Source organism: Streptomyces sp. NPDC093094, assembly GCF_044754345.1.
GTDB lineage: Bacteria > Actinomycetota > Actinomycetes > Streptomycetales > Streptomycetaceae > Streptomyces.
This window is the reverse complement of the sequence record NZ_JBIVOX010000011.1, coordinates 149,696-169,399: the sequence shown is the minus strand read 5'-3', so window position 1 is coordinate 169,399 and position 19,704 is coordinate 149,696. Positions and strand designations below refer to the sequence as shown.

The 19,704-nt window shown below is 72.4% G+C and carries 20 protein-coding genes; 14 read left to right on the top strand and 6 right to left on the bottom strand.

Annotated elements, in window-relative coordinates:
- The first annotated feature begins 40 nt into the window (after window positions 1-40).
- Window positions 41-3,580, top strand: a complete 3,540-nt coding sequence (dnaE, locus tag ACIQGV_RS24405; protein ID WP_402497355.1) for a DNA polymerase III subunit alpha — start codon at window positions 41-43, stop codon at window positions 3,578-3,580.
- A 122-nt stretch (window positions 3,581-3,702) separates the two neighbouring features.
- On the opposite strand, the gene ACIQGV_RS24400 is transcribed toward dnaE, so the two are convergent.
- Window positions 3,703-3,876: a hypothetical protein gene (locus tag ACIQGV_RS24400; RefSeq protein WP_402497354.1), complete on the bottom strand. Its 174-nt coding sequence runs from the start codon at window positions 3,874-3,876 to the stop codon at window positions 3,703-3,705.
- A 224-nt stretch (window positions 3,877-4,100) separates the two neighbouring features.
- Between ACIQGV_RS24400 and ACIQGV_RS24395 the strand changes: the two genes are divergently transcribed.
- The 4 genes from ACIQGV_RS24395 (at window position 4,101) to ACIQGV_RS24380 (ending at window position 8,098) form a co-directional block, all read left to right on the top strand.
- Window positions 4,101-5,318, top strand: coding sequence for an NYN domain-containing protein (locus ACIQGV_RS24395; RefSeq protein WP_402497351.1), 1,218 nt, complete (start codon window positions 4,101-4,103; stop codon window positions 5,316-5,318).
- 183 nt (window positions 5,319-5,501) lie between these two features.
- A complete protein-coding gene (locus tag ACIQGV_RS24390) occupies window positions 5,502-6,476 on the top strand; it encodes an ABC transporter ATP-binding protein (protein WP_402497349.1) in 975 nt (324 codons plus the stop codon).
- 85 nt (window positions 6,477-6,561) lie between these two features.
- Window positions 6,562-7,383, top strand: coding sequence for an ABC transporter permease (locus ACIQGV_RS24385; RefSeq protein ID WP_402497347.1), 822 nt, complete (start codon window positions 6,562-6,564; stop codon window positions 7,381-7,383).
- Window positions 7,384-7,417: 34 nt separating this feature from the next.
- Window positions 7,418-8,098 carry an AAA family ATPase gene (locus ACIQGV_RS24380; protein WP_402497344.1) on the top strand — a complete coding sequence of 227 codons (681 nt, stop codon included), beginning with the start codon at window positions 7,418-7,420 and terminating at the stop codon, window positions 8,096-8,098.
- On the opposite strand, the gene ybaK is transcribed toward ACIQGV_RS24380, so the two are convergent.
- The 4 genes from ybaK to ACIQGV_RS24360 all read right to left on the bottom strand — a co-directional run bounded on the left by ybaK (window position 8,095) and on the right by ACIQGV_RS24360 (window position 12,620).
- On the bottom strand, window positions 8,095-8,595 hold the full coding sequence (gene ybaK, locus ACIQGV_RS24375; RefSeq protein ID WP_402497341.1) for a Cys-tRNA(Pro) deacylase: 501 nt from the start codon (window positions 8,593-8,595) through the stop codon (window positions 8,095-8,097). The genes ACIQGV_RS24380 and ybaK overlap by 4 nt on opposite strands.
- Before the next feature lie 4 nt (window positions 8,596-8,599).
- Window positions 8,600-9,340, bottom strand: a complete 741-nt coding sequence (locus tag ACIQGV_RS24370; protein WP_402497338.1) for an LON peptidase substrate-binding domain-containing protein — start codon at window positions 9,338-9,340, stop codon at window positions 8,600-8,602.
- 11 nt (window positions 9,341-9,351) lie between these two features.
- Entirely contained in the window at window positions 9,352-10,401 is a 1,050-nt protein-coding gene (locus tag ACIQGV_RS24365; RefSeq protein ID WP_402497336.1) for a hypothetical protein, read from the bottom strand.
- A gap of 638 nt (window positions 10,402-11,039) precedes the next feature.
- Window positions 11,040-12,620: an oxidoreductase gene (locus ACIQGV_RS24360; protein WP_402497334.1), complete on the bottom strand. Its 1,581-nt coding sequence runs from the start codon at window positions 12,618-12,620 to the stop codon at window positions 11,040-11,042.
- Between the two features lie 160 nt (window positions 12,621-12,780).
- Here ACIQGV_RS24360 and hisD point away from each other — a divergent pair, with 160 nt between their 5' ends.
- The 8 genes from hisD to hisF are packed head-to-tail and all read left to right on the top strand — an operon-like array spanning window position 12,781 to window position 18,494.
- Window positions 12,781-14,106: a histidinol dehydrogenase gene (gene hisD, locus ACIQGV_RS24355; protein WP_402497332.1), complete on the top strand. Its 1,326-nt coding sequence runs from the start codon at window positions 12,781-12,783 to the stop codon at window positions 14,104-14,106.
- Complete coding sequence (locus tag ACIQGV_RS24350) at window positions 14,103-15,212, top strand: histidinol-phosphate transaminase (RefSeq protein WP_402497329.1); 1,110 nt, start codon at window positions 14,103-14,105, stop codon at window positions 15,210-15,212. The genes hisD and ACIQGV_RS24350 overlap by 4 nt, the downstream gene beginning before the upstream one ends.
- The gene (gene hisB / locus ACIQGV_RS24345) at window positions 15,209-15,802 is read left to right on the top strand and encodes an imidazoleglycerol-phosphate dehydratase HisB (RefSeq protein ID WP_402497327.1); all 594 of its coding nucleotides are present in this window, start codon (window positions 15,209-15,211) and stop codon (window positions 15,800-15,802) included. The genes ACIQGV_RS24350 and hisB overlap by 4 nt, the downstream gene beginning before the upstream one ends.
- Window positions 15,799-15,963, top strand: a complete 165-nt coding sequence (locus ACIQGV_RS24340) for a hypothetical protein (protein ID WP_402497325.1) — start codon at window positions 15,799-15,801, stop codon at window positions 15,961-15,963. The genes hisB and ACIQGV_RS24340 overlap by 4 nt, the downstream gene beginning before the upstream one ends.
- The gene (gene hisH / locus ACIQGV_RS24335; RefSeq protein ID WP_402497322.1) at window positions 15,954-16,604 is read left to right on the top strand and encodes an imidazole glycerol phosphate synthase subunit HisH; all 651 of its coding nucleotides are present in this window, start codon (window positions 15,954-15,956) and stop codon (window positions 16,602-16,604) included. The genes ACIQGV_RS24340 and hisH overlap by 10 nt, the downstream gene beginning before the upstream one ends.
- 17 nt (window positions 16,605-16,621) lie before the next feature.
- Window positions 16,622-17,341: a bifunctional 1-(5-phosphoribosyl)-5-((5-phosphoribosylamino)methylideneamino)imidazole-4-carboxamide isomerase/phosphoribosylanthranilate isomerase PriA gene (gene priA / locus ACIQGV_RS24330; RefSeq protein WP_402497632.1), complete on the top strand. Its 720-nt coding sequence runs from the start codon at window positions 16,622-16,624 to the stop codon at window positions 17,339-17,341.
- A complete protein-coding gene (locus tag ACIQGV_RS24325) occupies window positions 17,338-17,742 on the top strand; it encodes a RidA family protein (protein WP_402497320.1) in 405 nt (134 codons plus the stop codon). The genes priA and ACIQGV_RS24325 overlap by 4 nt, the downstream gene beginning before the upstream one ends.
- The gene (gene hisF / locus ACIQGV_RS24320; RefSeq protein WP_402497318.1) at window positions 17,739-18,494 is read left to right on the top strand and encodes an imidazole glycerol phosphate synthase subunit HisF; all 756 of its coding nucleotides are present in this window, start codon (window positions 17,739-17,741) and stop codon (window positions 18,492-18,494) included. The genes ACIQGV_RS24325 and hisF overlap by 4 nt, the downstream gene beginning before the upstream one ends.
- A 61-nt stretch (window positions 18,495-18,555) precedes the next feature.
- Here hisF and ACIQGV_RS24315 read toward each other — a convergent pair whose 3' ends face one another.
- Entirely contained in the window at window positions 18,556-19,191 is a 636-nt protein-coding gene (locus tag ACIQGV_RS24315; RefSeq protein WP_402497316.1) for a TIGR03085 family metal-binding protein, read from the bottom strand.
- 116 nt (window positions 19,192-19,307) lie between these two features.
- On the opposite strand from ACIQGV_RS24315, the gene hisI reads away from it, so the two are divergent.
- On the top strand, window positions 19,308-19,700 hold the full coding sequence (gene hisI / locus ACIQGV_RS24310; protein WP_402497314.1) for a phosphoribosyl-AMP cyclohydrolase: 393 nt from the start codon (window positions 19,308-19,310) through the stop codon (window positions 19,698-19,700).
- Window positions 19,701-19,704 lie beyond the last annotated feature (4 nt).

Genomic DNA, 19,704 nt, shown 5'->3' with positions numbered 1-19,704 from the left:
CGCCAGACCGTCGCCGAGTGTTTCCCCTGGAGGGCCCCCCGTGTCGAAGCCGCCGTTCACGCACCTGCACGTCCACACCCAGTACTCGCTGCTGGACGGTGCCGCGCGGCTGAAGGACATGTTCGACGCGTGCAACGAGATGGGCATGACGCACATCGCCATGTCCGACCACGGCAACCTCCACGGCGCCTACGACTTCTTCCACACGGCCAAGAAGGCCGGGGTCACGCCGATCATCGGCATCGAGGCGTACGTCGCCCCCGAGTCCCGCCGCAACAAGCGCAAGATCCAGTGGGGCCAGCCGCACCAGAAGCGCGACGACGTCTCCGGTTCCGGCGGTTACACCCACAAGACGATCTGGGCGGCGAACGCCACCGGACTGCACAACCTCTTCAGGCTCTCCTCCGACGCCTACGCCGAGGGCTGGCTCCAGAAGTGGCCCCGGATGGACAAGGAGACCATCAGCCAGTGGTCCGAGGGCCTGATCGCGTCCACCGGCTGCCCCTCCGGCGAGCTCCAGACCCGGCTGCGCCTCGGCCAGTTCGACGAGGCCCTGAAGTCGGCCGCCGAGTACCAGGACATCTTCGGCAAGGACCGCTACTTCCTGGAGCTGATGGACCACGGCATCGAGATCGAGCACCGGGTCCGCGACGGCCTGCTGGAGATCGGCAGGAAGCTCGGCATCCCGCCGCTGGTCACCAACGACTCGCACTACACCTACGCGCACGAGGCCACCGCCCACGACGCCCTGCTGTGCATCCAGACCGGCAAGAACCTCTCCGACCCGGACCGCTTCAAGTTCGACGGCACCGGCTACTACCTCAAGTCCACGGACGAGATGTACGCCGTCGACTCCTCGGACGCCTGGCAGGAGGGCTGCCGCAACACCCTCCTGGTCGCGGAGCAGGTCGACACCACCGGCATGTTCGTCGAGAAGAACCTCATGCCGAAGTTCGACATCCCCGACGGCTACACCGAGGTCAGCTGGTTCCGCGAGGAGACCATGCGGGGCATGCACCGCCGGTTCCCGGACGGGATCCCCGACGACCGCATGAAGCAGGTCGAGTACGAGATGGACACCATCATCTCGATGGGCTTCCCCGGCTACTTCCTCGTGGTCGCCGACTTCATCATGTGGGCCAAGAAGCAGGGCATCGCCGTCGGCCCCGGCCGGGGCTCCGCGGCCGGCTCGATCGTCGCGTACGCCATGGGCATCACCGACCTCGACCCGATCCCGCACGGACTGATCTTCGAGCGCTTCCTCAACCCCGAGCGCATCTCCATGCCCGACGTCGACATCGACTTCGACGAGCGCCGGCGCGTCGAGGTGATCCGGTACGTGACGGAGAAGTACGGCTCCGACAAGGTCGCCATGATCGGCACCTACGGCAAGATCAAGGCCAAGAACGCCATCAAGGACTCCGCGCGCGTCCTCGGCTACCCGTACGCCATGGGCGACCGGCTCACCAAGGCCATGCCCGCCGACGTCCTCGGCAAGGGCATCGACCTCGACGGCATCACCAACCCCTCCCACCCGCGCTACAGCGAGGCGGGCGAGATCCGGGCGATGTACGAGAACGAGCCGGACGTGAAGAAGGTCATCGACACCGCGCGCGGTGTGGAGGGCCTGGTCCGGCAGATGGGTGTGCACGCGGCCGGCGTGATCATGTCCAGCGAGCCGATCGTCGACCACGCCCCGATCTGGGTGCGGCACACCGACGGCGTGACCATCACGCAGTGGGACTACCCGCAGTGCGAGTCGCTCGGCCTGCTGAAGATGGACTTCCTCGGCCTGCGCAACCTCACCATCATGGACGACGCCGTCAAGATGGTGAAGGCCAACAAGGGCATCGACCTGGACCTGCTGGCCCTGCCCCTGGACGACCCGACGACCTTCGAACTGCTCCAGCGCGGCGACACCCTCGGCGTCTTCCAGTTCGACGGCGGCCCCATGCGGTCCCTGCTGCGGCTGATGAAGCCCGACAACTTCGAGGACATCTCCGCCGTGTCGGCCCTGTACCGGCCGGGCCCGATGGGCATGAACTCGCACACGAACTACGCGCTGCGCAAGAACAAGCAGCAGGAGATCACGCCGATCCACAAGGAGCTGGAGGAGCCTCTCGAAGAGGTCCTGGCGGTCACCTACGGCCTGATCGTCTACCAGGAGCAGGTGCAGAAGGCCGCCCAGATCATCGCCGGCTACTCGCTCGGCGAGGCCGACATCCTCCGCCGCGTCATGGGCAAGAAGAAGCCCGACGAACTGGCGAAGAACTTCACCATCTTCCAGGCCGGCGCCCGCAAGAACGGCTACAGCGACGAGGCCGTCCAGGCCCTGTGGGACGTGCTGGTCCCGTTCGCCGGCTACGCCTTCAACAAGGCGCACTCCGCCGCCTACGGCCTGGTCTCCTACTGGACCGCCTACCTCAAGGCGAACTACCCGGCCGAGTACATGGCGGGGCTGCTCACCTCGGTCAAGGACGACAAGGACAAGTCGGCCGTCTACCTCAACGAATGCCGCCGCATGGGCATCCGGGTGCTCCCGCCGAACGTCAACGAGTCCGAGTCCAACTTCGCCGCCCAGGGCGACGACGTGATCCTCTTCGGTCTGTCCGCCGTGCGCAACGTCGGCACCAACGTCGTCGAGTCGATCATCAAGAGCCGCAAGGCCAAGGGGAAGTACGCCTCCTTCCCCGACTACCTCGACAAGGTCGACGCGGTCGTCTGCAACAAGCGCACCACGGAGTCGCTGATCAAGGCCGGCGCCTTCGACACCATGGGCCACACCCGCAAGGGCCTGACCGCGCAGTACGAACCGATGATCGACAACGTGGTCGCGGTCAAGCGCAAGGAGGCCGAGGGCCAGTTCGACCTCTTCGGCGGCATGGGCGACGAGGGCGACAGCGAGCCCGGCTTCGGACTGGACGTGGAGTTCACCCCGGACGAGTGGGACAAGACCTACCTGCTCGCGCAGGAGCGGGAGATGCTCGGCCTCTATGTCTCCGACCATCCGCTGTTCGGTCTGGAGCACGTGCTGTCGGACAAGGCCGACGCCGGGATCTCCCAGCTCACCGGCGGTGAGCACGCGGACGGCGCGGTCGTCACCATCGGCGGCATCATCTCCGGCCTCCAGCGCAAGATGACCAAGCAGGGCAACGCCTGGGCCATCGCCACCGTGGAGGACCTCGCCGGTTCCATCGAGTGCATGTTCTTCCCCGCGACCTATCAGCTGGTGTCGACGCAACTCGTCGAGGACGCGGTGGTGTTCGTCAAGGGCCGCCTCGACAAGCGCGAGGACGTGCCGCGGCTGGTGGCGATGGAGCTGATGGTCCCCGACCTGTCGACGGCCGGCACCAACGCGCCGGTGATCCTCACCATCCCGGCCATGAAGGTCACCCCGCCGATGGTCAGCCGCCTCGGCGAGATCCTCAGCCACCACAAGGGCGACAGCGAGGTCCGGATCAAGCTCCAGGGGCCGACCAGAACGACCGTGCTGCGTCTGGACCGGCACCGGGTCAAGCCCGACCCGGCGCTCTTCGGCGATCTGAAGGTGCTGCTCGGCCCGTCCTGTCTGGCCGGCTGACCGGCCGCGGGACGGCCGGGGCGGCGCCGGGCGGCGCACCCGGGACAGCGCGAGGGGCGCACCCTGTGAAAGGGTGCGCCCCTCGTCGCGCGCCCGGGTCCCGACGACCCGTCATGACGGCGTCAGTTGTGCCCGAAGCGCTTCTGCCGGCCCTTGCGCGCGACGTCGTTCGGGGTCACCTGCGCCATGCGGTGCTCCGCCTCCGACTGCATCGCCGTCTGCTGCGCCTGCTGCCGGCCGCGTTCGGCCATCGGCGACTGCTGCCGACTTCGGTCCTGCTTCTTGTTCTTGGCCATGGTGATCTGCCTCCTGTGGGGGATCTGAGGGCCAGAGCCGCGACCAGATTCACATAGGCTGACAAAGAGCGCATTTCGGATAATTACCGTGTGTGACAGGTGCGGTCGCACGGTGACGCCCGGAAACGCCACGCCGAAGATCCAGTTCCGGCCGTTAACCCAGGCGCCGTCGGGCAGACTCGAAGGAAGTCCGAAGCAAACCTCCCAGGAAGAGGGTGAGTCGCGTGGACCGCTGCATCGTCCTGGTGGACGCCGGGTATCTGCTGGGGGCCGCCGCCAGCCTCCTTGCCGGAGAACCCTCCAGGTCCCGCATCACCGTCGACCACGCCGCACTCATCCAGGGTCTGCGCGAACGCGCCGAGTCCGACACCGAGCGCCCCCTGCTGCGCATCTACTGGTTCGACGGCGCCCCCGACCGCGTCCCGCAGCCCGAACACCGCAGGCTGCGCGTGATGCCCCGGGTCACCGTCCGGCTCGGTGCCCTGACCCGCAGCGACGGACGCTGGGCGCAGAAGGGCGTCGACGCCGCCATGCACGCCGAGCTCACCGAGCTGGCCCGCAACCGCGCCTGCTCCGACGTCGTCCTGGTCACCGGCGACGGCGATCTGCTGCCCGGCATGATGGCCGCCAAGGAACACGGTGTCGCCGTCCATCTCTGGGCCGTCCAGGCCGCCGACGGCGACTTCAACCAGTCCGAGGACCTGGTCGCCGAGGCCGACGAACGCCGTGTGCTGGACCGGGCCTGGATCACCAAGGCCGTACGGGCGAAGGAGCTGACCGGCGTCTGCGCGCCGCCGCCCGTGCCGCGCCCCGAGATCGCCGCGATCCTCTCCGCGCCGCTGCCCGACTCCGGGCTCGCCGCGACCGAGCGGCCCGCCGAGGAGCCCGCGCACCACGCCGCCGCCGCGGCCCCGCCCGCCGCGGGGGAGGAGCGGGTGCCCGCGCCCAAGGGCGTGCCCACGCCCAAGGACCTCGCGGCCCTGCGCGGTCCCGGCGGTCATCCCGCCCAGCACCCGGCGAGCGCCACCCTGCGCTGGTCCTCCGACAAGGGCTGGGTGGACCGCCCCGGCGTCGCCGCCGAGCCGCCCGAGATCGCCGCGATGCCCACCCTGGCCCAGCTGACCTCCGCGGAGCAGCGATGGGCCGACCGCGAGGAGGACATCACCACGGTCGGCGGGGACCCGTACGAGGTGGGACAGGTGTTCGCCCGGCGCTGGATGGCACGCCTCGGCGACCAGGGTCATCTGCAGAAGCTGTCCGGGATGTACCCGCGGGTCCCGCACCGCATCGACGGGGAGCTGCTGCGCTACGCGGCCCGCTTCGGGCTGCTCGCCCACAAGGACGACCAGATCGACGAGCACGACCGCTACGCGATCCGCGCCGGGTTCTGGCGGGAGGTCGACGTGCGCACGGCCACGGAGCACGCGCCCGCCGGGGACTGAGCCGCCGGGGCCGCGCCCGGAGTCCGCTTGCGATGGATTTGTGTCCCGCCGCGGACTTGTGGCGGCGAGCTGCGCATATGCGGCGAGTGGCCGACCCCGGGGCGGAAGTGTCCCGCCGACCCCGTAGGCTCGTCCCTTGTGAGTACGCGCGCGCCACAGGCACTCAAACACAACGGTGATGTCGTGTGCGCGGCACGCGGGCTGACCAAGATCTATCCGGCCGTACGGGGCAGGCGGGGCGCACCCGCCACGGCCGAGGTGCGGGCCACCGACGGGGTGACGCTGGACATCCGGCGCGGCGAGATCTTCGGGCTGCTCGGGCCGAACGGCGCCGGCAAGACCACCCTCGTCCGGCAGCTCACCGGGCTGATGCGGCCCGACGGCGGCAGTGTGCAGATCCTCGGGCACGACATCGTGCGGCACCCTGAGCGGGCCGCGCGGATCCTCGCCTACCTCGGGCAGGAGTCGACCGCGCTGGACGAGCTGACCGTGTCCCTGGCCGTCGAGACGACCGGGCGGCTGCGCGGCCTCGACGCGCGGCGGGCGCGGGCCGAGCGGGACGCCGTCCTGGAGGAACTGGACCTGACCGCGCTCGCCGCACGGCCGCTGAAGAAGCTGTCCGGCGGACAGCGGCGGCTGGCCTGCTTCGCCGCCGTGCTGGTCGGCGAGCGGCCGCTGCTGGTGCTCGACGAACCGACCACCGCGATGGACCCGGTGGCCCGGCGGGCCGTGTGGTCCGCGGTGGACCGGCGGCGTGCCGAGCGCGGTACGACGGTGCTGCTGGTCACCCACAACGTGATCGAGGCCGAGACGGTCCTGGACCGGGTCGCCGTCCTCGACCGGGGCCGGGTCATCGCGTGCGACACCCCGGCCGGGCTGAAGGAACGGGTGGCCGGCGAGGTACGGGTGGAGCTGGTGTGGCGCGACCGGCCGCCGCTGGACGTGCCGGAGGTCGCCGCGCTGCGCGAGGGGGCCGAGGAGTCCGGGCGCCGCTGGACGCTGCGGCTCGCCCCGGAGGAGGCCCGTGCGGTGGTCGCCACCGTCACCGGCGGGGCCGCGTTCGCCGCGCTGGACGACTTCACGCTGGCCACGCCCAGCCTGGAGGACGTCTACCTGACGCTCGGCGGGGCGGCCCGGCAGGGTCTGGTGAAGGCGTGAACGGCAGAGCCGCCGCCGTCGTACGGGAGAATGCACGGGTTGGGGCGAGATCCGCAGTGAACCCCAGGAAGGGGAGCAGCGCGAGGTGAGTGTCGTACCCGCAGAGGTGCTGCCGGGCGGTGCCCTGGACGTGGAGGAGCGGTCCGCCGAGGCGGCCGAGCTCGGGCCGCGGGCACGGCTGTGGCCGTCGACGGCGGCCGTGTACCGGGCCCAGCTGTCCCGGGCGCGGGTGGCGCGCATCCCGCTGCTGTTCGTGGCGACCTTCCAGTCGATCGGCATCCTGATCATGATGCGCGGGGTCGTCGACGGCGGCAGCCAGGCGGAGTCGGTCGTGGCCGGCTCGGCGGTGCTGGTCGTCGCCTTCGTCGCGCTGAACCTGCTCGCGCAGTACTTCGGGCAGCTGCGGGCCACCGGCGGCCTCGACCACTACGCGACCCTGCCGGTCCCGCCGGCGGCCGTCGTGCTGGGCGCGGCGGGCGCGTACGCCTCCTTCACCGTGCCGGGGACCTTCGTCACGGCCGCCTTCGGGTGCGTGCTGTTCGGGCTGCCGCTGGCCAACCTGTGGGTGCTGCTCGCGGTGGTGCCGCTCGCCGGGGCCGCGCTGTCCGGGCTGGGGGCGGCGCTCGGGCTGCTCGCGCCGCGGCCGGAGCTGGCGACCGTCCTGGGGCAGCTGGGCATGTCGGCGGCGCTGCTGCTCGGGGTGCTGCCGCCGGAGCGGATGCCGGAGTTCGTGCGGTTCGCCCGTGATCTGCTGCCCTCGACCTATGGGGTCGAGGCGTATGCGCGCACCTTCTCGGCCCGTCCGGACTGGGCCGTGGTCGCCGCGGACCTGGCCGTCTGCGCGGGGGTCGGGGCGATCTCGCTGGCCGTGGCGACGTGGGCCTACCGCCGGGCTGCCGTCCGGTGACGCACGCGCCGGGCGGGCCTGGCACGATGTCAGGGTGACCGCACCGTTGACTCCGCCCCCGCCGCCGCACGAACAGTCGGCGCACAGCCAGTCGCCCTCGCCTTACACCGCCTGGCCCTCGCCGTCGGGCGGGACCGGGAGCGCGGACGCGTACGGCTACGGCAAGGACGGTCCGGGGATGAAGACCGAACTGCGGGAGGCCGCCGTCGTCGTCGTCGCGACGGCGGTGTGCGGGGTGCTCCTGGGGCTGCTGTGGAACTGGCTGGCGCCGCAGATCCCGCTGATCGGCGACGCGGCCGACGGACGCTGGGTCGTCTACGTCAAGGACACCGAGGGCGAGCAGGCCATCGGCGTCGACGGAACGTTCACCCTGCTGGCGCTGGCCTTCGGCGCGGTGACGGCGCTGGCCGTCTTCCTGTGGCGCCGCCGCGGCGGTGTGCCCCTGGTCGTGGCGCTGGGCGTCGGCGGCCTCCTGGGGTCGCTGGTGGCCTGGCGCCTCGGTGTGTGGCTCGGTCCGGCCGACGACGTCCTGGCGCACGCCAAGGAGGTCGGCAAGGGCGTCACCTTCTCGGCGCCGCTGAAGCTGAACGCGAAGGGCGCGCTGCTGGCCTGGTCGCTCGGGGCGCTGCTGGTGCACCTGGGCCTGACCGCGCTGTTCGGCCCGAGGGACCCCGAGCTCCAGGCCCCCCGGACCGCCCCGAAGGACGCGGTCTAGGCCCGTCCGACGGGTGCGAGCACCGCGGCGGTGAGCGCCGCGAGGTCGGCGGGCGCCAGCTCGACCTCCAGCCCGCGGCGCCCGGCGGAGACACAGATCGTCGGGTGGGAGGACGCCGATGCGTCCAGCACGGTCGGCAGCCTCTTGCGCTGGCCCAGCGGCGAGATGCCGCCCCGGACGTACCCCGTGGTCCGCTCGGCCAGCGCGGGGTCCGCCATCACCGCCTTCTTGCCGCCGACCGCCGAGGCGAGCGCCTTCAGGTCCAGGCTGCCGGCGACCGGCACCACCGCCACCGTCAGCGCCCCGTCGACGTCCGCGACCAGTGTCTTGAAGACCCGCTCGGGGGAGACGCCCATCGCCTCGGCCGCCTCCTCGCCGTACGAGGGGTGGGAGGGGTCGTGGTCGTAGGAGTGGACCGTGTAGTCCACCCCGGCGGCCGTGAGGGCCACCGTGGCCGGGGTGCCGCCGGGCTGCTGCTTCTTCGCCTTCTTCGCCATGTCCTCAGTTCAGACTCGTCGGGCCGCGCGTCAGATCCTGCGACGGCAAGGACGGCAGGTTACGGATGATCGCGGTCTCGGCGCGCAGGAGTTTCAGCTCGTCGCGCAGCCGCGAGGCGGTGTCCGGCGCCTGGAGCAGCCGCTGCTTGGCAGGCGTGTCCAGCACCATCGCCGCGGCCACCAGGTACGACACCACCGACGGCTCGTCGGGCAGCTCCGCGCCGGTCGTCAGTGACCGCTCGCGCGCCCCGGCCAGCCGCTTCTGGTACTGCCGGAACGCCCGCAGCACCCCCTCGGCCAGGGCCCCCGCCTCCTCGCCGGGATCCTCCGCCAGCGTCTCCAGCTCCGCCGTGAGGAACGGCCCGGAGGTGTCCACGGACAGCAGCCGCGCCCGGGTCGTGCCGGTCGCCAGCACCTCGAACGTGCCGTCGGCCCGTTCCCGGATCGTCGCCGCGTCCGCGACACAGCAGACCGAGTGGAACGCCTTCGCCGGGTCCGCGCCGAACCCCGCGGCGGGCCCGCGCTCGGGCACGGCCGTCGGGTCCGGCATACCGGGCGCGCTCGGCGCCACCTCGTGCCCGTCGCGGATCGCCACGACGGCGAACCTGCGCGGTTCCTCCTCGGGGGTCTTGGCAAGGGTGCGCATCATGGCGCGATAACGCTCCTCGAAGACGTTCAGCGGGAGCACGAGCCCCGGGAACAGCACCGAGTTCAGCGGAAAGAGCGGCAGCCGGACGATGGTCACGACGCAAGAGCCTAATGGTCGGCGGACCGGGCCCGGCCGCCGTGCCCGCCGTGCGGACGTCTCCCGACACCCACCTCCACCGCCTGTGCGCCCTCCAGCAGCCCCGAGCGCACCCGCAGGAACACCCCCAGCGGGTCCTCGCCGCCCCCGTCCCAGGGGAACGAGGTGGCGTACGGCCCCGTCAGCCGCAGCTGGTCCAGGGCCTCCGCGCGCCGGTCCAGGCGCACCAGCACCCAGGCCAGCAGATTGCGGATCTGCGCGGGCCAGGGGTCGGCCACCGGGAACCGGGCGGACAGGGCGACGGCCCGGTCGGCCGCCGCGTCCAGCCGGGCGCGCGGCACGGCGGGCCCGCAGCCGTCGGTCAGATACCCGAAGGCCGCCCGCACCGGCAGCGCCTGCACCAGGGAGTCCCCGGGCGCGTCCTGCGCGGCCCGGTCGGCGAAGTCGAAGCACTCGCTGTGCGAGCCGTGGTACGACGCGGCGAGGTAGCGCAGGGCCGCCACATGACAGCCGTAGTGGCGCGGGGCACGCCGCACCGCGGCCTCCCACAGCTCGCCGAAGTACTTGTGCCCGGCCCGTGAGCCGCGCGCGTGGTCCAGTGCCAGCCGCCACGGCACGGGGTCGCGGTGGTCGCCGCGCGCGGTGGCCGTGATCGCCGGGCTCAGTTCGCGCAGCAGCTCCACCCGTGCCGGTGAGCCCCACACCCGGTCGACCGCGAGCTGCGCGCCGACCAGCAGCGCGTCGGGGTCGTGCGGGGCGGCCGCACGCCACTCCTCGAACCACTCGGGGCGCGAGTGCGCGAAGTGCGCCAGCCGGACGACGTACCGGTCGCGCAGCTCCCACTCGCCGAGGGCCCGGGTGGCCGCGAGCAGGGCCGCGGCGGGGCCGTACTCGCCGCGGCCGGCGCCGACCAGGGCGGGGCCCAGGCGCTCGTCGGGCGCGTCGAGCAGCACCTCGTCGTCGGCCGGCAGACCGGGGACGGGGTGCGGGACCCGCGCGGGGGTCCGGGGCATCCGGGCGGTGCGGATGAACGGGGGCAGCAGAGCCATGGTGTCGACCATTGAAAGACCGCAGGTCGGGCCCGCGCCAGCCCCTTCACGCAACCTCCCGAAGGTTGTACGCGCCTCGGTCAAAGGCCGGTAAAGACAGGTCACGAGGGTCGCACCGGACACAGAATCCCGGCCGGCACGAACCCGGCCCCGCCGGTCCCGGGGCCCGCGCCCGGGCCCTGGTCCCGCGCCTCTGGCCCCGGGCCTCCGCGCCCTGCGTCCGGGCCTCCGCCCTGCGTCCGGGCTCCTGGTCCTGCGCCCCTGGCCCCCGCGCCCTGCGTCCGGGCCCCTGGTCCTGCGCCCCCTGGCCCCGGGCCTCCGCCCTGCGCCCCTGGCCCCGGGCCTCCGCCCTGCGTCCGGGCCTCCGCGCCCTGCGTCCGGGCCCCCGCGCCCTGTGTCCGGGCCCCTGGTCCTGCGCCCCCTGGCCCCGGGCCTCCGCCCTGCGTCCGGGCCTCCGCCCTGCGTCCGGGCTCCTGGTCCTGCGCCCCTGGCCCCCGCGCCCTGCGTCCGGGCCCCTGGTCCTGCGCCCCCTGGCCCCGGGCCTCCGCCCCGCCCCCCCTGGCCCCCGGACCTGCGTCCGGACCCCCGGGCCTGCGCCCCCGGGCCCCGGGCCCTGCCCCGGCCCCCCGGTCCCCTGGCCCCGGGCCGTGTCACCCCGGGCGCAGGAGGCGGGTGGCGCCTGCCGCGACCGTGGTCGCCAGGATCCAGCCCAGCAGCACCAGCGCCGCCTCCAGCCACTGCCAGCCCCCGCTCAGCTGCCACACCCCGACCTGGCCCAGGTCGATCACCGGCAGCAGCAGGTCCAGGGCGAACAGCGCCGGGTTCCACGGCGGCCGGCCCGCCCCGGAGCCCGGCGCCGGGCGTCCGGCACAGGCGAAGGCCAGCGAGCCCGCCGCCCACAGCACGGCCATCCACAGCGCGGCCCGCCCCGGCCGGTAGCCGTACGCCACCGTCAGGTCCTGGACCCAGCCCCACAGCTTCGGGCCCAGCGGCAGCGTCTCGCGGCGTCTGCGCTGCTTGGCGAGCAGCACCTCACGGGCGTCCTCGTCCTCGCCGCCCGCCCGCAGCACCGCCGCCAGCCGCTCATACGGCTCCGGGCTGTACTCGGCGGTCGCGGCGGCCACCCACTCCAGGCGCTGCGCCGGGGAGAACGGGCCGTGCGGCACCAGGTTCTCGTAGGTGAACCCGCCGATGTGCAGCCGGCCGGGGCCGGGCCAGCTGCTCGCCCGGTCGATCAGGTTGACGATCCGCGCCCCCGACAGCGCCACGCTGCCCTGCACCGGCGCCTCGCCGAGGAAACGCAGCTCGGGCGTCTGCACCCGGCGCAGCGACAGCTCCTGGTCCTCGGCCAGGTCGAGCCGGGCCCGCTCCAGGTCGACGGCGTCCCCGAACCGGCCGTCGTCCAGCCGGGCCCCGCCCACGCAGGCGAACGGCTGGATCCGCGTGCCGCGCGGCGGCGTCACCCCGCCCTGCATCCCGCCGCCGAGGGCCGCCGGGGTCAGGTACAGCGTGCGCCCGACCGTCAGCTGGGGCGCGTTCAGCGCGAACCGCCCGTCCGGGTTGACCAGACGCGCCCCGCGCAGGCTCAGCGACTGGCCGACGGCGGCGCCGCGCAGGCTCAGCTCGCCGTACGACTCCAGCAGCTCGGCCTGCACGTCCTGGCCCACGCTGATGCCGTCCCCGGCGATGGAGCGGCCGCGCCGGTCGGAGTGCACGACGGCCTGGCTGAGCAGCAGGTCGGTGCCTATGTGCGCGTCGGTGAGCCGGATGCCGCGGTGGAAGCGGCAGCGCGGCAGATGCAGATCGCCCTCGGTGTGCACCCGTGCCGCCTCCAGCCGCGGCACGGAGCAGTCCACCAGCCGAAGCGTGGTGAAGCGGGCCTCCGGCAGCAGCACCTCCCGTTCGAACCGGCAGTCGCGCAGTTCGACGTAGGGCACCACGATGCCGCCCGCCAGCTCCACGGGATCGCTGATCCGCACCCCGACGAGCTTCAGCGACGACACCCGTCCGGCCAGCGCGGGCGGCCCGTCCAGCAGCAGCCAGCACACGATCCGTGCCCGCACGGTCCGCTCCGGGCCCCACGGGCGCATGCCGTGCGGGTCGTCCGTCTCCGGGTCGCCGCTGGTCAGGTCGTAGACGCTGCCGTTGCGGAACGCCTGCCACATGCCGACCTCGGACGCCGTCAGCCCCTCCGGCGGATCCCCGCTGCGCACCCCGTCCCCCACGGTCACGGCGCCTCACTCCTCCCTCGGCTCCCACGGCTCTCGTACGACCGTTCATGCCCGGTGGGTGACGCTCCGAACGCGGATGGTGAAGGTGATGTCCCACGGCGCGTATCAGCCATTGATACGCGCGGACGGCACGTGAGCGCGGTCTGGGAGAATGGGGTCCGTGATCTCCCGAATCGATCTGCGCGGCGACGCCCTCCCGGAGGGTCCCGCCCTGCGCGACCTGCTGCCCCGAGCCGACTTCGACGTATCGTCCGCCCTGGAGAAGGTGCGTCCGATCTGCGAGGCCGTGCATCATCGTGGCGACGCGGCGCTGATCGACTTCGCCGAGAAGTTCGACGGGGTCAGGCTGGAGCAGGTGCGGGTCCCCGCCGAGGCGCTCGCCGAGGCCCTCGACGGGCTCGACCCGGCCGTGCGCGCGGCCCTGGAGGAGTCCATCCGCCGCGCCCGCCTCGTCCACCGCGAGCAGCGCCGCTCCACCCGCACCACCCAGGTGGTGCCGGGCGGCTCGGTCACCGAGAAGTGGGTGCCGGTCGACCGGGTCGGGCTGTACGTCCCCGGCGGCCGGTCGGTCTACCCGTCCTCCGTCGTGATGAACGTGGTGCCCGCCCAGGAGGCCGGCGTCGTGTCCGTCGCGCTCGCCTCGCCCGCCCAGGCCGAGTTCGGCGGTCTGCCGCACCCGACGATCCTCGCCGCGTGCGCGCTGCTCGGCGTCGACGAGGTGTACGCCGCCGGCGGTGCCACGGCCGTGGCGATGTTCGCGTACGGCACCGAGTCCTGCCCGCCCGCCAACATGGTCACCGGCCCCGGCAACATCTGGGTCGCCGCCGCCAAGCGCTACTTCACCGGCAAGATCGGCATCGACGCCGAGGCCGGCCCGACCGAGATCGCGGTCCTCGCGGACTCCACCGCCGACCCGGTGCACGTGGCCTCCGACCTGATCAGCCAGGCCGAGCACGACCCGCTCGCCGCGGCCGTCCTCGTCACCGACTCCGTGGAACTCGCGGACGCGGTCGAGCAGGAGCTGCAGACCCAGGTCGCCGCCAGCAAGCACGTCGACGACCGGATCGTCCCCGCGCTCAAGGGCAGGCAGTCCGCGATCGTGCTGGTCGACGGTGTCGAGGAGGGCCTGCGGGTCGTCGACGCCTACGGCGCCGAGCACCTGGAGATCCAGACGGCCGACGCCGCCGCGGTCGCCGACCGGGTGCGCAACGCGGGCGCGGTCTTCATCGGCCCCTGGGCACCCGTGTCGCTCGGCGACTACGCCGCCGGGTCCAACCACGTCCTGCCCACCGGCGGCTGCGCCTGCCACTCCTCCGGCCTGTCCGTCCAGTCCTTCCTGCGCGGCATCCACATCGTCGACTACACGCGGGACGCGCTGGCCGAGGTCGCGCACCACGTGGTGACGCTGGCGGAGGCGGAGGACCTGCCCGCGCACGGCGCGGCGATCAAGGCAAGGTTCGGGTGGAAGGTACCGACGAGCAAGTGAACCCCGGAATCGACGATCTCCCCGTACGGGACGAGCTGCGCGGCAAGTCCCCCTACGGAGCACCCCAGCTGGACGTCCCCGTACGGCTGAACACCAACGAGAACCCCTACCCGCTTCCCGAGGCGCTGGTCGAGCGCATCGCCGAGCGGGTCCGTGAGGCGGCCCGCACCCTCAACCGCTACCCGGACCGGGACGCGGTCGAGCTGCGCACGAAGCTCGCCGAGTACCTGACGGACACCTCGGGCCACGAGGTCGGCCTGGCCAACGTCTGGGCCGCCAACGGCTCCAACGAGGTCATCCAGCAGCTGCTGCAGACCTTCGGCGGGCCGGGCCGCACCGCGATCGGCTTCGAGCCGTCGTACTCGATGCACGCGCTGATCGCGCGCGGCACGGGCACGGGCTGGATCTCGGGTCCCCGCAACGACGACTTCACCATCGACCTGGAGGCGGCCGAGCGGGCCATCGCGGAGAACCGGCCCGACGTCGTCTTCGTCACCAGCCCCAACAACCCCACGGGCAACGCCGTCCCGCCCCGGACGGTCCTCGCGCTGTACGAGGCCGCGCAGGCGGCGAAGCCGTGCATGGTGGTGGTCGACGAGGCGTACATCGAGTTCAGCCACGGCGACTCCCTGCTGCCGCTGCTGGAGGGCCGCCCGCACCTCGTCGTCTCCCGCACGATGTCCAAGGCGTTCGGCGCGGCGGGCCTGCGGCTCGGCTATCTCGCCGCGCACCCGGCCGTCGTGGACGCCGTGCAGCTCGTACGGCTGCCGTACCACCTGTCGGCGGTCACCCAGGCGACCGCGCTGGCCGCCCTGGAACACACCGACACCCTGCTCGGCTACGTCGAGCAGCTGAAGGCCGAGCGTGACCGGCTGGTCACCGAACTGCTGGCGATCGGCTATGAGGTCACCTCCTCGGACGCCAACTTCGTGCAGTTCGGGCGGTTCGACGACGCCCACGGAACCTGGCAGAAGATCCTCGACCGGGGCGTCCTGGTCCGGGACAACGGCGTGCCCGGCTGGCTGCGGGTGACCGCCGGAACCCCCGAAGAGAACGACGCGTTCCTCGACGCGGTCCGTGAACTCAAGAAGGAGCAGAACGCATGAACCGCGTGGGACGCGTGGAGCGGGTGACCAAGGAGACCTCGGTCCTCGTCGAGATCAACCTCGACGGCACCGGCCGGGTCGACGTGTCGACCGGTGTCGGCTTCTACGACCACATGCTCGACCAGCTCGGCCGGCACGGTCTGTTCGACCTGACCGTGAAGACCGAGGGCGACCTGCACATCGACTCGCACCACACCATCGAGGACACCGCCCTCGCCCTCGGCGCCGCCTTCCGGCAGGCCCTCGGCGACAAGGTCGGCATCTACCGCTTCGGCAACTGCACGGTCCCGCTGGACGAGTCCCTCGCCCAGGTGACCGTCGACCTGAGCGGCCGGCCGTACCTGGTGCACACCGAGCCCGAGAACATGGCGCCGATGATCGGCGAGTACGACACCACCATGACCCGGCACATCCTGGAGTCCTTCGTCGCCCAGGCGCAGATCGCACTGCACGTGCACGTGCCGTACGGGCGCAACGCGCACCACATCGTGGAGTGCCAGTTCAAGGCGCTGGCCCGGGCCCTCAGGTACGCCTCCGAGCGCGACCCGCGCGCGGCCGGCATCCTCCCGTCCACGAAGGGTGCGCTGTGAACGGCCTCTCCACCGTCCTGATCGTCGTCGGCCTCTTCCTCGTCGGCGGCATCATCTCCTTCGCCAGGCAGCAGATGCCCAAGGGCCTGATCGTGCTGCTCTCCGTCAGCGCCGCGATGTGTCTCACCGCGGGCATCCTCCGGCTGGAGGTGTGGAGTTGAGCGGCGGATCCAAGAAGGTCGTCGTCTTCGACTACGGCTTCGGCAACGTCCGCTCCGCCGAGCGGGCCCTCGCCCGCGTGGGCGCCGACGTCGAGATCACCCGTGACTTCGACCGGGCGATGAACGCCGACGGCCTGCTGGTGCCGGGCGTCGGCGCGTTCGCCTCCTGCATGCAGGGCCTGAAGGAGGCGCGCGGCGACTGGATCGTCGACCGGCGGCTGTCCGGCGGCCGCCCGGTGATGGGCATCTGCGTCGGCATGCAGATCCTGTTCGCGCGCGGCATCGAGCACGGCGTGGAGACCGACGGCCTCGACGAGTGGCCCGGCTCGGTCGAGCCGCTCCAGGCCGACGTCGTCCCCCACATGGGCTGGAACACCGTCGCCGCCCCGGCCGGCTCCGAGCTGTTCGCCGGGCTGGACGCCGATGCGCGCTACTACTTCGTGCACTCCTACGCCGTCCACGACTGGTCGCTGGAGAGCCACAACCCGCTCATCGCCGCCCCCAAGGTCACCTGGACGACGTACGGCAAGCCGTTCGTGGCCGCGGTGGAGAACGGCGCCCTGTGGGCCACGCAGTTCCACCCCGAGAAGTCCGGCGACGCCGGAGCCCAGCTCCTCACCAACTGGATCGGAACCCTGTGACTGTGCCGTCTAGAAGCATGCTCGAACTCCTTCCCGCCGTCGACGTCCGCGACGGCCAGGCCGTCCGCCTGGTCCACGGCGAGTCCGGCACCGAGACGTCCTACGGCTCCCCGCTGGAGGCCGCCCTCGCCTGGCAGCGCTCCGGCGCCGAGTGGCTGCACCTGGTCGACCTGGACGCCGCGTTCGGCACGGGCGACAACCGCGAGCTGATCGCGGAGGTCACCAGGGCGATGGACATCAAGGTGGAGCTGTCCGGCGGCATCCGTGACGACGCCTCCCTGGCCGCCGCCCTGGCCACCGGCTGCACCCGCGTCAACCTCGGCACGGCCGCCCTGGAGACCCCCGAGTGGGTCGCCAAGGTCATCGCCGAGCACGGCGACAAGATCGCCGTCGGCCTCGACGTACGCGGCACGACCCTGCGCGGCCGCGGCTGGACCCGCGACGGCGGCGACCTCTACGAGACGCTGGAGCGCCTGAACGGCGAGGGCTGCGCGCGCTACGTCGTCACGGACATCGCCAAGGACGGCACCCTCCAGGGCCCGAACCTGGAGCTGCTGAAGAACGTCTGCGCGGCCACCGACCGCCCGGTCGTGGCCTCCGGCGGCGTGTCCTCGCTGGACGACCTGCGTGCGATCTCCGCCCTGGTGCCGCTCGGTGTCGAGGGCGCCATCGTCGGAAAGGCCCTGTACGCGAAGGCGTTCACCCTGGAAGAGGCCCTGGAGGCAGTGGCGTCATGACGTCCGACGGCGTACGGCGGGTGCAGAGCGGAAGTCCCTGGGAGGAGAATTTCGGGTTCGCACGCGCCGTCGCGGCGGGCGACCGTGTGCTGGTGGGCGGCACCACGGCCTTCAAGGGCCCGGTGCTGTACGGGGAGGGCGACCCGTACGAGCAGGCGAAGGTGGCGTTCACCGGCGCGCTGGAGGCGATCGCCGAGTTCGGGCTCGGGCCCGAGTCGGTGATCAGGACCCGGATGTTCCTCACCCATCAGCGGGACGTCGACGCGGTCGGCCGCGCGCACCAGGAGCTGTTCGGCTCCGTGCGCCCGGTCGCGACCCTCCTCGTCGTGGAGGGTTTCGTCGACTCGCGCATCCTGGTCGAAGTGGAGATCGAGGCATTCAGAGGAGCCGTGGATTCATGACCCTGGCGGTCCGAGTCATCCCCTGCCTGGACGTGGACAACGGCCGGGTCGTCAAGGGCGTCAACTTCCAGAACCTGCGCGACGCGGGCGACCCCGTCGAGATGGCCAAGGTGTACGACGCCGAGGGCGCCGACGAGCTGACGTTCCTGGACATCACCGCCTCGTCGGGCGACCGCGAGACGACCTACGACGTGGTGCGTCGCACCGCCGAGCAGGTGTTCATCCCGCTGACCGTGGGAGGCGGCGTCCGCACCGCCGAGGACGTGGACAAGCTGCTGCGCGCGGGCGCGGACAAGGTGGGCGTGAACACCGCGGCGATCGCCCGCCCCGACCTGATCCGTGAGATCGCCGAGCGGTTCGGCCGGCAGGTGCTGGTCCTCTCGGTGGACGCCCGTCGCACCGAGTCCGGCTCCTTCGAGGTGACGACCCACGGCGGCCGCAAGGGCACCGGCATCGACGCCGTCGAGTGGGCCCACCGCGCCGCCGAGCTGGGCGCGGGCGAGATCCTGCTGAACTCCATGGACGCCGACGGCACCAAGGACGGCTACGACATCCGCATGATCGAGGCCGTGCGCAAGCACGTGAGCGTCCCGGTCATCGCCTCCGGCGGCGCCGGCCGGCTCGCCGACTTCGCCCCGGCCGTCGACGCCGGCGCGGACGCGGTCCTCGCGGCCTCCGTCTTCCACTTCGGCGACCTGCGGATCGGCGAGGTGAAGAACGCGCTGCGGGAGGCGGGCCACCCGGTGCGCTGAGGGCCCGCCGCGGGGAGGGGCCCCGGGCTCCCGGAGACCGGGAACCGGTGCCCCGCCGGCCTCAGATGCCCAGCTGCTTTCCCGCGTGGAGCCGGGCGATCGCGTCCGCCGAGCCGTCCAGGTCGACCTCGGCCGCCTTCTGGCGGCCGTACAGGAACAGCACCAGCTCCGACGGCTCGCCCGTCACCGTCACCACCGGTGTGCCGCGGTGCGCCACCACCGTCTGCCCGTCCGGCCGGCGCAGCACCAGGCCCGTCGTCGCACCACGGCCCATCAGCCGCGCGGTGCGCTCCAGCCGGGACCACAGGGCGTCCTGGAAGACCGGGTCCAGCTCGCGCCCCGTCCAGTCGGGCTGCGCGCGGCGCACGTCCTCGGCGTGGACGTAGAACTCGATCGTGTTGGACGCCTCGTCGAGCTGCTTGAGGTTGAACGGAGAGAACCGCGGCGGGCCGCTGCGGATCAGCTGGATCAGCTCCGCGTACGGCTTGGCCGCGAACTCCTCCATGGTCCTGTCCAGACGCGAGGTGAGCGGCTTGACCAGGAGGCCCCCGGCGGCGTCCGGGCGCCGCTCGCGCACCACCACGTGCGCGGCCAGGTCGAGGGTCAGCCAGCCCTCGCACAGGGTCGGCGCGTCGGGACCGGCGGTTTCCAAGAGGTCGGCGAGAAGGAGCCGTTCACGCTTGGCGAAGGTCGACATGAGCCAAGCCTACGACCGCGTACGAGGTCCGCCCAGCGGACCCACCGTGCCCACGACGAGGTCCGCCCCGTGGACATGGTCCGTCACTGTCCGTGGCGCACGGCACAATGGCACGCATGACCAGCACGCCCCCGCCCAGCAGCCTCGACCCCGAGATCGCCGCGCGCCTCAAGCGCAGCCCGGACGGCCTCGTGCCCGCCATCGCCCAGCAGTACGACACCGGAGAGGTGCTGATGCTGGGCTGGATGGACGACGAGGCGCTGCACCGCACGCTCACCACCGGCCGCTGCACCTACTGGTCCCGCAGCCGCCGGGAGTACTGGGTCAAGGGCGACACCTCCGGCCACTTCCAGTGGGTGAAGTCCGTGGCGCTCGACTGCGACGCCGACACCGTGCTGGTCAAGGTCGACCAGGTCGGCGCCGCCTGCCACACCGGCGCGCGCACCTGCTTCGACGCCGACGTCCTGCTCCAGGACGCCGAGAGCGGCACGACCGCCGCGGATCAGTAGGGTC

Excerpts from the sequence above, each read along its gene's own strand:
- ACIQGV_RS24400 (WP_402497354.1), bottom strand. The coding sequence starts at position 3,876 with ATGGCCAAGAACAAGAAGCAGGACCGAAGTCGGCAGCAGTCGCCGATG.
- ybaK (WP_402497341.1), bottom strand. The coding sequence starts at position 8,595 with ATGGCGAAGAAGGCGAAGAAGCAGCAGCCCGGCGGCACCCCGGCCACG.
- ACIQGV_RS24365 (WP_402497336.1), bottom strand. The coding sequence starts at position 10,401 with ATGGTCGACACCATGGCTCTGCTGCCCCCGTTCATCCGCACCGCCCGG.
- hisB (WP_402497327.1), top strand. The coding sequence starts at position 15,209 with ATGAACCGCGTGGGACGCGTGGAGCGGGTGACCAAGGAGACCTCGGTC.
- priA (WP_402497632.1), top strand. The coding sequence starts at position 16,622 with ATGCTCGAACTCCTTCCCGCCGTCGACGTCCGCGACGGCCAGGCCGTC.
- ACIQGV_RS24325 (WP_402497320.1), top strand. The coding sequence starts at position 17,338 with ATGACGTCCGACGGCGTACGGCGGGTGCAGAGCGGAAGTCCCTGGGAG.
- hisF (WP_402497318.1), top strand. The coding sequence starts at position 17,739 with ATGACCCTGGCGGTCCGAGTCATCCCCTGCCTGGACGTGGACAACGGC.
- ACIQGV_RS24315 (WP_402497316.1), bottom strand. The coding sequence starts at position 19,191 with ATGTCGACCTTCGCCAAGCGTGAACGGCTCCTTCTCGCCGACCTCTTG.
- hisI (WP_402497314.1), top strand. The coding sequence starts at position 19,308 with ATGACCAGCACGCCCCCGCCCAGCAGCCTCGACCCCGAGATCGCCGCG.